At 38.7% G+C, this 12,873-nt stretch carries 15 protein-coding genes; 11 read left to right on the top strand and 4 right to left on the bottom strand.

Annotation, left to right across the window (positions count from 1 at the left end; translation table 11 throughout):
• Nucleotides 1-3 precede the first annotated feature (3 nt).
• Entirely contained in the window at nt 4-447 is a 444-nt protein-coding gene (locus MKY65_RS13335; protein WP_339177542.1) for a DUF2507 domain-containing protein, read from the bottom strand.
• A 611-nt stretch (nt 448-1,058) separates the two neighbouring features.
• Between MKY65_RS13335 and MKY65_RS13330 the strand changes: the two genes are divergently transcribed.
• From MKY65_RS13330 to MKY65_RS13315, 4 genes are all read left to right on the top strand, one after another.
• Nucleotides 1,059-1,679: a succinate dehydrogenase cytochrome b558 subunit gene (locus tag MKY65_RS13330; protein ID WP_042534431.1), complete on the top strand. Its 621-nt coding sequence runs from the start codon at nt 1,059-1,061 to the stop codon at nt 1,677-1,679.
• Between the two features lie 35 nt (nt 1,680-1,714).
• Entirely contained in the window at nt 1,715-3,463 is a 1,749-nt protein-coding gene (sdhA, locus tag MKY65_RS13325) for a succinate dehydrogenase flavoprotein subunit (protein WP_339177539.1), read from the top strand.
• A 15-nt stretch (nt 3,464-3,478) separates the two neighbouring features.
• Entirely contained in the window at nt 3,479-4,243 is a 765-nt protein-coding gene (gene sdhB / locus MKY65_RS13320; protein WP_042534429.1) for a succinate dehydrogenase iron-sulfur subunit, read from the top strand.
• A gap of 132 nt (nt 4,244-4,375) precedes the next feature.
• Nucleotides 4,376-4,816 carry a thioesterase family protein gene (locus tag MKY65_RS13315; protein ID WP_339177537.1) on the top strand — a complete coding sequence of 147 codons (441 nt, stop codon included), beginning with the start codon at nt 4,376-4,378 and terminating at the stop codon, nt 4,814-4,816.
• 210 nt (nt 4,817-5,026) lie between these two features.
• On the opposite strand, the gene MKY65_RS13310 is transcribed toward MKY65_RS13315, so the two are convergent.
• Both MKY65_RS13310 and MKY65_RS13305 read right to left on the bottom strand, forming a co-directional pair.
• Entirely contained in the window at nt 5,027-5,404 is a 378-nt protein-coding gene (locus MKY65_RS13310) for a PH domain-containing protein (RefSeq protein WP_193062402.1), read from the bottom strand.
• 24 nt (nt 5,405-5,428) lie between these two features.
• Nucleotides 5,429-5,818, bottom strand: coding sequence for a helix-turn-helix transcriptional regulator (locus MKY65_RS13305; RefSeq protein ID WP_339177533.1), 390 nt, complete (start codon nt 5,816-5,818; stop codon nt 5,429-5,431).
• Nucleotides 5,819-6,192: 374 nt separating this feature from the next.
• On the opposite strand from MKY65_RS13305, the gene MKY65_RS13300 reads away from it, so the two are divergent.
• Nucleotides 6,193-7,047 carry an Ltp family lipoprotein gene (locus MKY65_RS13300; protein ID WP_339177532.1) on the top strand — a complete coding sequence of 285 codons (855 nt, stop codon included), beginning with the start codon at nt 6,193-6,195 and terminating at the stop codon, nt 7,045-7,047.
• Between the two features lie 364 nt (nt 7,048-7,411).
• Here MKY65_RS13300 and MKY65_RS13295 read toward each other — a convergent pair whose 3' ends face one another.
• Nucleotides 7,412-7,636: a response regulator transcription factor gene (locus MKY65_RS13295; RefSeq protein ID WP_040981732.1), complete on the bottom strand. Its 225-nt coding sequence runs from the start codon at nt 7,634-7,636 to the stop codon at nt 7,412-7,414.
• 271 nt (nt 7,637-7,907) lie between these two features.
• Between MKY65_RS13295 and MKY65_RS13290 the strand changes: the two genes are divergently transcribed.
• From MKY65_RS13290 to MKY65_RS13265, 6 genes are all read left to right on the top strand, one after another.
• On the top strand, nt 7,908-8,360 hold the full coding sequence (locus MKY65_RS13290; protein WP_339185243.1) for a MarR family transcriptional regulator: 453 nt from the start codon (nt 7,908-7,910) through the stop codon (nt 8,358-8,360).
• Between the two features lie 25 nt (nt 8,361-8,385).
• Nucleotides 8,386-9,201 carry a glutamate racemase gene (gene racE, locus MKY65_RS13285; RefSeq protein WP_339177530.1) on the top strand — a complete coding sequence of 272 codons (816 nt, stop codon included), beginning with the start codon at nt 8,386-8,388 and terminating at the stop codon, nt 9,199-9,201.
• Nucleotides 9,202-9,474: 273 nt separating this feature from the next.
• Complete coding sequence (locus MKY65_RS13280; RefSeq protein WP_339177528.1) at nt 9,475-10,548, top strand: GerMN domain-containing protein; 1,074 nt, start codon at nt 9,475-9,477, stop codon at nt 10,546-10,548.
• 169 nt (nt 10,549-10,717) lie between these two features.
• On the top strand, nt 10,718-11,464 hold the full coding sequence (gene rph, locus MKY65_RS13275; RefSeq protein WP_339177527.1) for a ribonuclease PH: 747 nt from the start codon (nt 10,718-10,720) through the stop codon (nt 11,462-11,464).
• 19 nt (nt 11,465-11,483) lie between these two features.
• Nucleotides 11,484-12,077, top strand: coding sequence for an XTP/dITP diphosphatase (locus MKY65_RS13270; protein ID WP_339177526.1), 594 nt, complete (start codon nt 11,484-11,486; stop codon nt 12,075-12,077).
• Nucleotides 12,078-12,098: 21 nt separating this feature from the next.
• Nucleotides 12,099-12,608, top strand: a complete 510-nt coding sequence (locus MKY65_RS13265) for a metallophosphoesterase (RefSeq protein WP_339177524.1) — start codon at nt 12,099-12,101, stop codon at nt 12,606-12,608.
• Nucleotides 12,609-12,873: the final 265 nt, after the last annotated feature.

The raw sequence follows: 12,873 nt of genomic DNA, 5'->3' as shown, positions 1-12,873 counted from the left end.
TTATCAATCCTGTATATAAACCGTAAATTCAACTTGTTTCAGGCGACGGTGAACAGATTCAAGGCATTCACAATCTACGCCTTCCAGCTGTTGCAGCGCCTCTGCTATTATTCCGGCTTCTAAACGGAAATCGGTCTCCATATTTGATTTTAATTTCGCAACAATTGTATCGGATAGAAGATAAAAGGTTTTTACGTTCTTTTTATCTTTTACTAGATCCAGGGCCCCTAAACCCATTTTTTCAAAAAATAAACTTAAATCTTCCAGACTGCTAAACTCAAATTTCCGTGCCAGATTTCTGCCTAAAAAATAAAGAAGTGTATCTTTTTCTTCACCAAACAGCTCCGGTAAACCAATATAGCGTAAAATATCATATCCCGCGCCGTCACTATATAATTGCTCTAACTCATTTACATCTAATTTTTGATTGCTGCCATACTTTGACACTACTTTCATCCTTTCCTTCACGTCTCGTTCGTGTTACATGTCTATGGTTATTATGTATTGTTGTCTGTTGATTAGCAAGTATTGGAACTAGATAATTTAACTTACTTGCGTGTTCATACAGGTCTCAGCCTGAGCAGGAAAAGGGGATTCCTTCACCGTCTGTCGTCCGGTCATGCGGTTATTTTTCCTGTCAGCTATATTTCGAGATTTTTGAACACTGCCATTAAATTAATAGATTATCCAAGAGATTAACATCATCTGGAACCGCAAACGAAGTTAAATATCTCTATTATAATAACATTCTCTGCGACTTTTCTAAATCTTTTTCTTGGTTTTCGTATGGTTTTGTTTCATTTTGATGTAAAAACGGCGATTATCTTATAGAATGATGCAATAATATAATTCAATTTCTCATGTAATAGAGATTTTAATAAATACTTTTCATTTTCTTAAAGAAGCCGGTCGGGAATTCTTGACGCTTTACAATGTAAGAAGTACAATAATAGATGTTATTGGCTGTACTATAAAAAATAAATATTTACAATTTTGTAAAGCGCTTTATTTTTATAGTATACATATTATAGGGATTACGTTTCAAAAGGGGGGTAAACATGGCAGAACAACGTGAGTTCTTCTTTAGAAGACTACATTCGCTGCTGGGAGTTGTGCCGATTGGTATTTTCCTAGTACAACATTTATTTATCAATCATCTTGCTGTGTATGGAGAAGAAGTATTTAATACAGCAGCTGGTATTATGCACGAATTACCATTTGTATTGCTGCTGGAGACATTAGTAATCTATCTACCAATTTTGTTCCATGCGATTCTGGGTGTTTATATTGTTTTTACATCTAGATACAGTACACGACGTTATGGATTCTTCCGTAACTGGATGTTCGCACTGCAGCGGGTTACTGGAATTATCCTTGTTATCTTCATTGCATGGCACGTATTTGAAACACGCGTTCAGCTTGCTTTAGGAAATGTGGATATCAACTATAGCTTGATGGAAGGCATCCTTTCCAGCACGCCGATGTTTTGGTTCTATGTGGTAGGGGTTCTTTCGGCTGTATTCCATTTCGCAAATGGATTGTGGAGCTTCATGGTAACATGGGGAATTACACAAACACCGAAATCACAGCGCATTTCTACGTATGTGTGTCTGATTGTATTTTTAGCAGTCGGCTATCTAGGTATAAGATCATTACTTGCATTCGCATATGGTGTATAAACAGTAATGGAATGAAAGAAGGAGTGAGCTAACGAATGAGTAAAAAAGTTGCTGTAGTCGGCGGCGGCTTAGCCGGTTTAATGGCTACAATCAAAGCTGCTGAAGCAGGAGTAAATGTAGATTTATTTTCTATCGTACCTGTAAAACGTTCTCACTCTGTATGTGCACAGGGCGGTATTAATGGAGCTGTTAATACAAAGGGAGAAGGAGATTCTCCTGATTTGCATTTTGATGATACAGTTTATGGCGGAGATTTTCTCGCCAATCAGCCGCAGGTAAAAGCAATGTGTGATGCTGCACCAGGTATTATACATATGTTTGACCGTATGGGAGTTATGTTTAACCGTACACCGGAAGGTCTATTAGATTTCCGACGTTTTGGCGGTACGCAGATGCACCGTACAGCATATGCAGGGGCAACGACAGGACAACAATTATTATATGCATTAGATGAGCAGGTTCGCCGTTATGAAGTAGAAGGTCTGGTCACCAAATTTGAAGGCTGGGAATTCCTTGAAGCGGTTATTGATGAAAACGGTGTAGGAAAAGGAATTGTGGCTCAAGATGTAAAAACACATGAAATTAGAGCATTTCGTTCAGATGCAACCATCTTTGCAACGGGCGGCCCTGGTATTATCTTTGGGAAATCAACAAATTCCATGATTAATACAGGCTCTGCAGCAAGTAAGCTTTATTTGCAAGGTGCAAAGTATGCAAACGGAGAATTTATCCAAATCCATCCGACTGCAATTCCGGGAGATGATAAGCTGCGATTAATGAGTGAATCAGCCCGTGGGGAAGGCGGCCGTGTTTGGACGTATAAAGATGGAGAACCTTGGTACTTCCTTGAAGAAAAATATCCGGCATATGGTAACCTTGTTCCTCGTGATATCGCAACACGTGAAATTTTTGATGTTTGCGTAAACCAAAAACTTGGTATCAATGGGGAAAACATGGTTTACCTTGATTTATCGCATAAAGATCCAAAAGAGCTTGATGTAAAACTCGGCGGAATTATTGAGATTTATGAGAAATTTGTCGGTGAAGATCCTCGTAAAGTGCCAATGAAAATCTTCCCTGCAGTTCACTATTCCATGGGTGGATTATGGGTTGATGAGAAGCAAATGACAAGCATTCCTGGAATTTTTGCTGCTGGTGAATGTGATTATTCTCAGCATGGCGGAAATCGTCTGGGTGCGAATTCCCTGTTATCCGCAATCTATGGCGGTATGGTCGCTGGCCCTAATGCCATTGAATACATCGATGGACTGGAGGAGCATGTGGAAGAGCTTCCGGATGAACTCTATCAATCTCGTGAAGAAGCAGAACAAAGCGATTTTGAAAAGCTGATGAATATGCAGGGGACAGAAAATGCATATCAAATCCATAAAGAGCTTGGAGACTGGATGACAGATAACGTTACAGTAGTTCGTGAAAATGAAAAGCTGTTAAAAACGGATAAGAAAATTGTCGAATTGATGGAGCGCTGGGAAAATATCAATATTAATGATACGACCCGCTGGAGCAACCAAGGAGTTATGTTCACCCGTCAATTAAAGCATATGCTTCAATTAGCACGAGTGATCACCATTGGTGCGTATAACCGGAACGAAAGCCGCGGAGCACATTATAAACCGGAATTTCCGGAACGAAATGATGAGGAATGGTTAAAAACAACTGTCGCTGAATACAATGCAGAAAAGAATGAGCCTGTATTTAGTTATGAAGATGTAGATATTTCCTTGATTCCTCCTCGGAAACGAGATTATACAACAAAACATTAGAAAGGAGTAAACGAAATGGCTGAACAAAGTAAAGTTACCTTTATTATAACTAGACAAGACGGTCCGGACGCTGCTCCTTATGAGGAAACGTTTGAGATACCTTATAGACAGAATATGAATGTTATTTCTGCTTTAATGGAAATCCGAAAAAATCCTGTAAACAGCAAAGGAGAGCAAACTACACCAGTCATGTGGGACATGAACTGCTTAGAGGAGGTTTGCGGAGCTTGTTCAATGGTTATTAATGGAACAGCAAGGCAGTCCTGTGCGGCATTGGTTGATCAGCTGGAGCAGCCTATCCGTTTAGAGCCGATGGCTACATTCGATGTTGTCCGTGATCTTATCGTCGACCGTGATCGCATGTTTGAAGCTTTAAAGCAAGTAAAAGCATGGATTCCAATCGACGGTACGCATGATTTAGGTCCTGGACCGCGCATGCCGGAGAATAAACGCCAATGGGCATATGAGCTGTCTAAATGTATGACATGCGGTGTTTGTCTGGAAGCTTGTCCGAACGTAAATGACAGTTCCAATTTCATTGGTCCTGCTGCTATTTCCCAAGCACGATTATTTAACGCGCATCCAACAGGTGAAATGAATGCCAGTGACCGTTTAAACGGTTTAATGGAAGATGGCGGAATTGACGGCTGTGGAAATTCTCAAAACTGTGTACAAGTTTGTCCAAAAGGAATTCCTTTGACAACTTCTATCGCAGCAATGAACCGCGCGACCAATATCCAAGCATTTAAAAACTTCTTTGGAAGTGACACAGCACTTTAATAGGTGATGGATAACAAGCGAAAAACCCTAACCACTAATCCGGTCAGGGTTTTTCTTCAACAGGAAATGAAAACGTTTTAATTAAAAGATAGAGATTGATATAAAATTGTACAAGAGAGAGGAAAAGGTTGTATGTCTCGTATTCCTTATATTGAAGATTTTTCGGCATGGGAGAAAGATTTTTCTTTCTATATTCCTATATCTGTCCGATTTTCTGAAACAGATATGTATGGTCATGTGAATAATGTTTCCCCATTTATTTACTTTGAAGAAGCGCGCATCGCTTATTTAAACAGTATCAGCTTTTTATCAAAAGATATGCGTCAAAAAGACGGAATTATTGTTGCTGATTTACAATGTAATTATCTGAAGGAGCTTTATTTTGGCGATGATATTCGTGTTTATGTAAAAACAGCGTCGGTCGGTAATACTTCCTTTGATATTCATTATAAAGTGATGAGAGAAGAGGATGTTATCCTGACAGCCCGGGGAAGGTTAGTTTATATTGATACAGAAAAGAAAGCGCCAAAAAAGCTGTCTGATGCATTAAAGAAGAAGCTGCTGGAGACATGACCTATATTAATCGTGTTCAATTTAGCTGGACACGAAGAAGGTGAACCCCTTAGCTAATCGTCTAAATAGAAAAAGCTGGATGGATGATAGTTTTTTATCGTCCATCCAGCTTGCGTATATTTGGCTCTGCTGTTTTCGCTGCTTTCATAGAGCTTTCCTAGTTTTTAATTTCTTTCCTCTAGTTAGTAGCTAATTTTCTTCCAAATGATTTTAAACTACTACTGAAGCAAGAACTTTTTGAATATCATAAATATTAGTATCTTTCTTAAATGTTTTAGAAACAAGCGGATTGACTCCACCTGAAATCCATATTTTAAGTTCCGCATCCATATCAAAATGTCCGGCAGTCTCCACGCTGAAATGGGAGATGCTTTTATACAGTATGGAATGGTATTCTGTTTTCTTGCCGGTTAAACCTTGTTTATCAACCAAAATCAGACGTTTATTGGTGAAAATAAATAAATCACGAATAACTTTAAAGGCTGCGCTTACTTCTTCTCCTTCAATAAATAATTGCTCGTATTCTTTCATGATTTCCTTTTCGTCTACGTTTGAAGCATTTCCCATTAAACCATCTAAAATTCCCATCATTTCGTCCCCCAGTTTTATAGTTTATTTATTATACTCTTGTTTCTTCATAGCCATATCCGTAATGTATGTAAAATATTTCTCCAATTCTTTCATTTCTTCCGGTCCCATTGCCTCCCATCGATCAATCTCGTGGAAGCTCGAACACTCCATTCTATATTCCTTAATCAAACGACTGATTTCTGAGATTGGATTGAATTCATTTTCTAAATTTCTATTATCCGTTCTGCCTAGCAGGTAGTCCACACTTACTTCGAAATAGTCAGCTAATTTAACTACTAAATTATAATCTGGTGTTCTTGTTCCTTTTTCATAAGCAGTATATGCAGGGCGAGTGACACCAATAATAATTGATATTTCTTGCTGGGTATTTTTCTTTTCATTCCTTAATGCTGCTAATCTTTGATTAAGCATTTATTTTTATCCTCCCTATAACTATATTTTACAGTAACAAAGTGTTACTTGAAATGGAATGTAACAAATAGCGACTATTTATATAAAAATCTATAAAAAAGTAACAATATGAAACTATAATCAATTGTAACCCTAATAAGGGAGTCGTGAAAAACTAAAAAAGTCAAAATACATTTCTTGAAAGCCTGCAGCAGCAAATACAGATGTTGGATAGGAATAGAAAAAGAAATGGAGAATAAGGAAAAATATTTCTATTCATATGTAATTTAATTAATTCAATAAAATTTTTTAGTTATGAAAAAGTTAAATATTATCTATTACTATTTGATTACATGTGGTAAAATTTACTTATTACATATACAGGGGTGGTCAATATGTCGAAAGAAAGAAAGCGTGTTTTGAAAAAATGGAAGTTTTTTCTAATCGCTATTATCGCAGCCGCTGCAATTTTAAGCGGTTGCGGGGATGAAGGAGAGGCAGCAGAGGAACCTGCTCAAGATGAAATGAATAATGATGAGGAATCTGAAGAAGCAGAGGAGGAAGCTGTCGAGGAGGAAGAGTCTGAAGAAGCAGAAGAACTTGCTGAAGTAGAGGAGCCTGAAGAAACGGAGGAAGAGCCAGCTGAAGTGGAAGAAACGGAAGAAATAGAGGGAGAAACGGTTGAAGCGGAGGAGCCTGAAGAAGCAGAGGAAAATCCGACTGAAGTCGAGAAATCCGAAGAGGCAGAGGAAAATCTGGCTGAAGCGATAGAACCAGAAGAAGTTGAAGAAGAACTTATTGAAGAAGAAGCGTCTGGAGAAAGCTTCTCTCAACAAAATGCAGTGAGCGCAGCTGGCGATTATTTAAATTTTACTGCTTTTTCAGAAAGCGGTTTGATAGAACAGTTGGAATTTGAAGGATTTACAAATGAAGAAGCTGTCTATGCAGTCAATCAATTGGATGTAGATTGGCAAGAACAAGCAGTTTTATCGGCAGAGGATTATATAACTTTTACTAGCTTTTCAGAAAGCGGTTTGATAGAACAGCTCGAATTTGAAGGATTCAGCAATGAACATGCTGCGAATGCAGTCAGTCAATTAGATGTAGATTGGCAGGAGCAGGCAGTATTAACAGCAGAAGATTATATAAGTTATTCCAGTTTTTCCAAAAGCGGCTTGATTGAGCAGCTCGTGTTTGAAGGATTCAGTAATGAACATGCTACGTATGCTGCAGAGCAAGTAGGCTTTTAAAAAGGTAAATAGTATAAAAGTCACCCTGAAAATAGGGTGGCTTTTTCTTATATAAAATCTGAATGGGCAGATTTATTATGCGGCGAGTATTTGATTGTCAAACCTTTCATTACTTTTAAAAATAAAAAAGTCTGAGCTCGTTTTTTTCAAAGCTCAGACTAAAAAGCACCTTCATATAACCTTAGTTTATACCTGTAAGGAATGACGATAAAGTATACGATTGTATGGTGAGTACTGCCGCAGCATCTCACCACTGAATGCATGTATTGATTTGAGCTCAAAACAAAAATAGAATAAAAAAGAAAATAAATGTATTTTGATCTCGAACGACATGCTGGTGTATCGTTTTTTCTTTTTTGTGTGTTTACAGTTTTAATTCGCCCATGCGAAGCAATTCAACAACAGCCTGTGAACGGCCTTTTACCCCCAGTTTTTGCATCGCGTTTGAAATGTGGTTCCTCACAGTTTTTTCTGAGATGAATAGCTCTTGGGCAATCTCTTTTGTTGTTTTATCTTGTACCAATAGTTCAAACACTTCTTTCTCGCGTTTGGTCAGCAGCTGCTTCGGTTTATACCCATTATCCTTCAAATGTTACCCCCTCCTTGCTTTATAGAACTGCATCATGAAGGGAAATTATTTAGTCGATATAGCTTATGAAGGCTGAAACAAAAGAGTGCGTACATTTTTAAAGGTATTTGCCTTGGACGGCTTTAAAAAAGTTTTCAAGAAGCGATTTTTAGTTTACTATGTAATACAAGCAGCAAGAAATGACTTCATAACCATTGCTATATAATTAGTGTTAAAATACCAGGAGCAATTCTTACTTTTAGGGGGTATCAATTTGGAAAAAAATAAAGAATTGGAAAAGAGTAAAGATGTAGAAGCAGTGAATAAAATGGAAAAACAATTAAGGTATATTTCTGGCATGATTAAACAAAATGGCAGAAAAATATTACATCATTATCCGATTACTTCGCCGCAGTTTATTGCCTTGCAGTGGCTGCTGGAAGAAGGAGATTTGACCGTTGGCGAATTGTCTAACCGTATTAGCCATGCATTTAGTACAACGACAGACTTAGTTGATCGTTTAGAGAAAAATGAATTAGTAGAGCGTGTCCGTGATACAAATGACCGGCGCGTGGTGCGCATCCATCTTCTGGAAAAAGGGAAGCATATTATTGAAGAAGTAATCCAAAAACGTCAGGAATATTTGCAGGATGTTTTATCTTCATTTTCAGATGAGCAGAAAGAAACGTTGAATGATTTGTTAGGCTTTTTGCATGATGAAATGAAGCAAGTTAATGAGAAGTAGCAATAGTAAAAAGGGAGAGAGCGTTTTGGAACAGCCAATTGGTGTAATAGATTCAGGAGTGGGCGGGTTAACGGTTGTTCATGAACTAATGAGACAGTTGCCTAAAGAGCCGCTTATTTACTTAGGAGATACAGAAAGATGCCCATACGGACCGAGAACGAAAGAAGAGGTAAAACAATTCACATGGGAAATGGTCCGTTTTTTACTTAAAAAAAATATAAAAATGCTTGTGATTGCTTGTAATACGGCGACCGCATTTACAATAGAAGAGTTACAAGAAAAATTGGATATTCCGGTTATTGGCGTTATCAAGCCTGGCGCGAGGGCTGCAATCAAGTCTACGAAGAATAATTATATCGGTGTAATTGGAACAGAAGGAACGGTGCGGAGCGGTGCATATAGTTATGCACTACGTCAAATCAAGTCTGATATTGAGGTTATTTCTTTAGCTTGCCCTGCGTTTGTTCCGATGGTAGAAAAAGGGGTCCTGGACGGGCCGGAAGCAAAACAAGTAGTGGAAACAACTCTGGTGCCTATTTTAGAGCATGGTCAAATGGATACATTGATTTTAGGCTGTACGCATTATCCACTATTAAAGGATACTATTCAAGAGGTGGCAGGAGAGAAAATTACTGTTATTTCTTCAAGTGAAGAAACGGCGAGAGAGACGAGTACAACATTAGATATTCACCAAATTGCGAATGGTGATGACCCTATGCCGCCCCATGAATTTTATGCGACAGGAGATTTGAATATTTTTATCGAAATCACACAAAAAATATTTAAGGATAGTAATTTCGGTGTGCTGACAATTAAACATGCAGATTTGCGTCATGTTTAATCTCAGTAGCTCTAACTCCTATGCAGATGAGAGTGAATCTCTGCATAGGAGTTTTTTTATCGAAGCGGCATATTAACCTGACAACATTGCTGCGATTACCCGCCCTATCGTAAAGAGCCGTGCGTCGAACTCTCCACTGATTTGAAGTTTCACTTTATGTGGTCTTTTTCAGATATAAAATGAAACTTCCTTCATAAACTATCTAATTTCTGGTCTATTTCTTGAGATGGGCTCGTATGATTAATAGTACAAACCATCTTGGGAGGTAGTTGCATGAGTAAAATGATAATCCGATTAATCGTGGCTTTTGGAATATTAGTCTTATTGGCAGGATGTTTTAAAGGAGAACAGTCATCAAAAGAGGTGGATCCTCCGCAAAATGCAGAAGCAGTAAATGGGGAAGAAACAGTAGATGATGAGGCAGCAAATGAAGAAGATGCTGCAGCTCCTCCTGAGGAAGCAGAAGATACAGTTTCTAGAGAGTTGTATTTAATTGATTCAAACGGGATGGTTGCTTCACAAATGATTGAGCTTCCAATTCCTGAAACAAATCAAGTGGCGCAGCAAGTCATTGAATATATGGTTAAAGGCGGTCCAATCACTCCAATGCTGCCAAACGGCTTCCAAGCTGTGCTTCCGGAGGATACAGAGGTCCTTGGCATTGATCTTCAAGAAGACGGTACAATTGTCGTAGATTTATCCGGAGAATTTTCCGATTATGAAGCAGCATCTGAGCTTCCTATTTTAGAAGCCGTTACGCACACGCTGACACAATTTGAGAATGTTAATAAGGTCAAGCTTCGGGTAGATGGGGTCGATTTAAAGGAAATGCCGGTAAATGGTACACCGATTAATAATGGTTATACACGGGCAAAGGGAATCAATTTGACCAATAATGATACATTGGACTATTTTAACAGCAGTCCAGTTACCATGTTTTATCCGGTAGAACAGGAAAATAACCGTTATTATGTTCCTGTTACGCAATATGTCGAGATGGATGATGAAAATGATTTAACAGGCGTTGTGAAAGAACTGATAGACGGTCCAGGCTATCAAAATCATGTTGTGAATGTTTTTAGCCCGGAAGCAGCCTTGACAGCAGATCCTGTTATAGAGGAAGGAGTTGTCCATCTGACATTTAATGAAGGTATCCTGATGGATTCCGAGCAAAATATTATCTCAGATGAAGTGATGGAGACTATGGTCAGAACGTTAACGCAGCGGCCAAACATCGATGCGGTAGATGTTCAGGTTGAAAATGTGGATGAAGTATTTAATGAAAATGGAGAGCCTTATTCTGCACCGGTGTCAGCAGAGATATATACACCAAGTGAAGAATTATAAAAGGATTGCAATGTGCGATGAAGCATCTGGAGAGCAGTTTATCTGTTCTTGAGGTGCTTTTTTCTTTGAACGGATAATTTGAAGATACATACTTCTTTTAACAGCATTCTCATGTTTCTTTTTTCGAAAATATGATAAGCTATGTAATGTGAAATAAGGAGGAAAATAGATGGAAAGACAGGATAATCGAAAACCAAATGAATTGCGGCCGATAAAAATAACACCGGGCTATATTACGCATCCGGAGGGGTCTGTATTAATTGAAATGGGCCAGACAAAGGTTATTTGTAATGCGAGTATTGAAGATAGAGTACCGCCATTTATGAGAGGCCAGGGAAAAGGATGGATTACAGCGGAATATGCAATGCTGCCGCGTGCAACAGAGCAGCGTAATATTCGTGAATCTTCTAAAGGAAAAGTGAGCGGCAGAACGATGGAGATACAACGTTTGATTGGACGAGCACTACGTTCAGTTGTTGACCTTTCCAAAATCGGGGAACGGACCATCTGGATTGACTGTGATGTTATTCAAGCGGATGGCGGAACTAGAACAGCTTCCATCACTGGTGCTTATGTCGCTATGGCAATTGCACTTCATCAGCTCGTTGAAAAGAGAGTCCTGAAGGAGCTTCCTTTAACTGATTTCTTAGCTGCAATTTCAGTTGGCGTATTGCATGAGGGACATGAGGTACTTGATTTGAATTATCAGGAAGACAGCACAGCGGATGTCGATATGAATATTGTAATGACTGGTAAAGGGGAATTTGTAGAACTACAGGGAACTGGAGAAGAAGCTACATTTAGTCCAAAGCAATTACAAGCGATGCTCGGCTTAGGTGAACAAGGTATTCATGAATTGATCAGCCAGCAGAAAGAAACGCTTGGCTCTATTGCAGATTTGGTTAACCAAGACTGATTTCATTGGGGGAGATACCATGAAGAAGATTATTATTGCAACAAAAAATAAAGGAAAAGTAAAAGAATTTAGAGATTTCTTTGCTCCTCATCACATTGAGGTTGTTTCCCTGCTTGATTTAGACGAGGACATTCCAGATATTGAAGAGACAGGGGAGAGCTTTGTAGAAAATGCAGCTATCAAAGCGGAGCAAATTTCTAATCGTTTCCAAAAGACGGTGCTGGCTGATGATTCAGGGCTGGTTATTGACAGTTTAGAAGGAAGACCTGGAGTGTATTCCGCCCGTTATGCCGGCGAGCCGACAGATGATCAAGCGAATATCGATAAGGTTCTGGAGGAAATGAAGGAAATTCCTGAAGAGGAACGCGGAGCTCGCTTTGTCTGTGTCTTAGCAATTGCTCAGCCTGGTCAGGAGCCGTTGTTTGTAACTGGGTATTGTGAAGGTCATATTCAAACGGAACAGAGTGGAGAAAATGGTTTCGGCTACGATCCTATTTTTGTACCGGAGGGCTATGAAAAAACAATGGCAGAGCTGGATCCGGCTGAAAAAAATCAAATCAGCCACCGGAAGATAGCGATGAATCAGTTGGAACAAAATATACATTTGCTCTAAGCAATGAAGAGGAGGAGTATAATGACAAGCGTACTGATTACAAGTGACAGTCACGGGTTGACGAAAGAACTGGAAGAAATGACGGAAAAGCATGCTGCAGATTTATACATCCATTGCGGTGATTCAGAGCTGGATTTTGATGCTGCAGAGTTGAGCGCTTTTTATAAAGTTGGAGGAAATTGTGATTTTGATTCGCTTTACCCAGAACAAGAAGTGTTAGATTTAAATGGTCTTCGTTTCTTTATAACGCATGGACATCTTCACCAAGTGAAAGGAAGCTTGACCAATCTATCCTATGCAGCAGAAGAGCATGCTGCGAATGTCGTATGCTTTGGTCATACCCATATTGCCGGTGCCCAAAAAATGGGGAACCAATTATTTATCAATCCAGGGAGTATTCGCATGCCTAGAAATCGTGTGGAAAAAACATACGCTGTTTTAAGCTGGGAGAAGACAGATGAAGTGCAGGTAGACTTCTACACTTTAAAAGATGGAAAAATAGAAGATATGAGCTATCGTACTTCTTTGTAAAACGAAACTTCACACAGTGAGAATGTTATGGACGATAATAAGATAAAAGCAGTTCATATTTTTCTGAAAAGAGAATGTGAACTGTTTTTATTGCTTTCACTAGAGAATTTTTAAGCTGTTTTTTCCTTGTGTACCTAGTGTTTTCGCCATTTTTATGAAACCGGGAAATAAAAATTAAAAATCTGTTGACAAAAACTTCTATCCCACATATAATATTACTTGTCCGTTAAAAACGGTGCACATCATTTCATACATAAAACACGGT

It is taken from the genome of Oceanobacillus sp. FSL W7-1293 (assembly GCF_037969815.1).
Taxonomy (GTDB): Bacteria; Bacillota; Bacilli; order Bacillales; family Amphibacillaceae; genus Oceanobacillus; species Oceanobacillus oncorhynchi.
The sequence above is the reverse complement of the archived record's forward strand: the minus strand, read 5'-3'. Positions and strand labels throughout refer to the sequence as shown.

Coding starts and splice junctions, on each gene's coding strand:
- MKY65_RS13330 (WP_042534431.1), top strand. CDS start 1,059: ATGGCAGAACAACGTGAGTTCTTCTTTAGAAGACTACATTCGCTGCTG.
- sdhA (WP_339177539.1), top strand. CDS start 1,715: ATGAGTAAAAAAGTTGCTGTAGTCGGCGGCGGCTTAGCCGGTTTAATG.
- sdhB (WP_042534429.1), top strand. CDS start 3,479: ATGGCTGAACAAAGTAAAGTTACCTTTATTATAACTAGACAAGACGGT.
- MKY65_RS13315 (WP_339177537.1), top strand. CDS start 4,376: ATGTCTCGTATTCCTTATATTGAAGATTTTTCGGCATGGGAGAAAGAT.
- MKY65_RS13310 (WP_193062402.1), bottom strand. CDS start 5,404: ATGGGAATTTTAGATGGTTTAATGGGAAATGCTTCAAACGTAGACGAA.
- MKY65_RS13305 (WP_339177533.1), bottom strand. CDS start 5,818: ATGCTTAATCAAAGATTAGCAGCATTAAGGAATGAAAAGAAAAATACC.
- MKY65_RS13300 (WP_339177532.1), top strand. CDS start 6,193: ATGTCGAAAGAAAGAAAGCGTGTTTTGAAAAAATGGAAGTTTTTTCTA.
- MKY65_RS13280 (WP_339177528.1), top strand. CDS start 9,475: ATGAGTAAAATGATAATCCGATTAATCGTGGCTTTTGGAATATTAGTC.
- rph (WP_339177527.1), top strand. CDS start 10,718: ATGGAAAGACAGGATAATCGAAAACCAAATGAATTGCGGCCGATAAAA.
- MKY65_RS13270 (WP_339177526.1), top strand. CDS start 11,484: ATGAAGAAGATTATTATTGCAACAAAAAATAAAGGAAAAGTAAAAGAA.
- MKY65_RS13265 (WP_339177524.1), top strand. CDS start 12,099: ATGACAAGCGTACTGATTACAAGTGACAGTCACGGGTTGACGAAAGAA.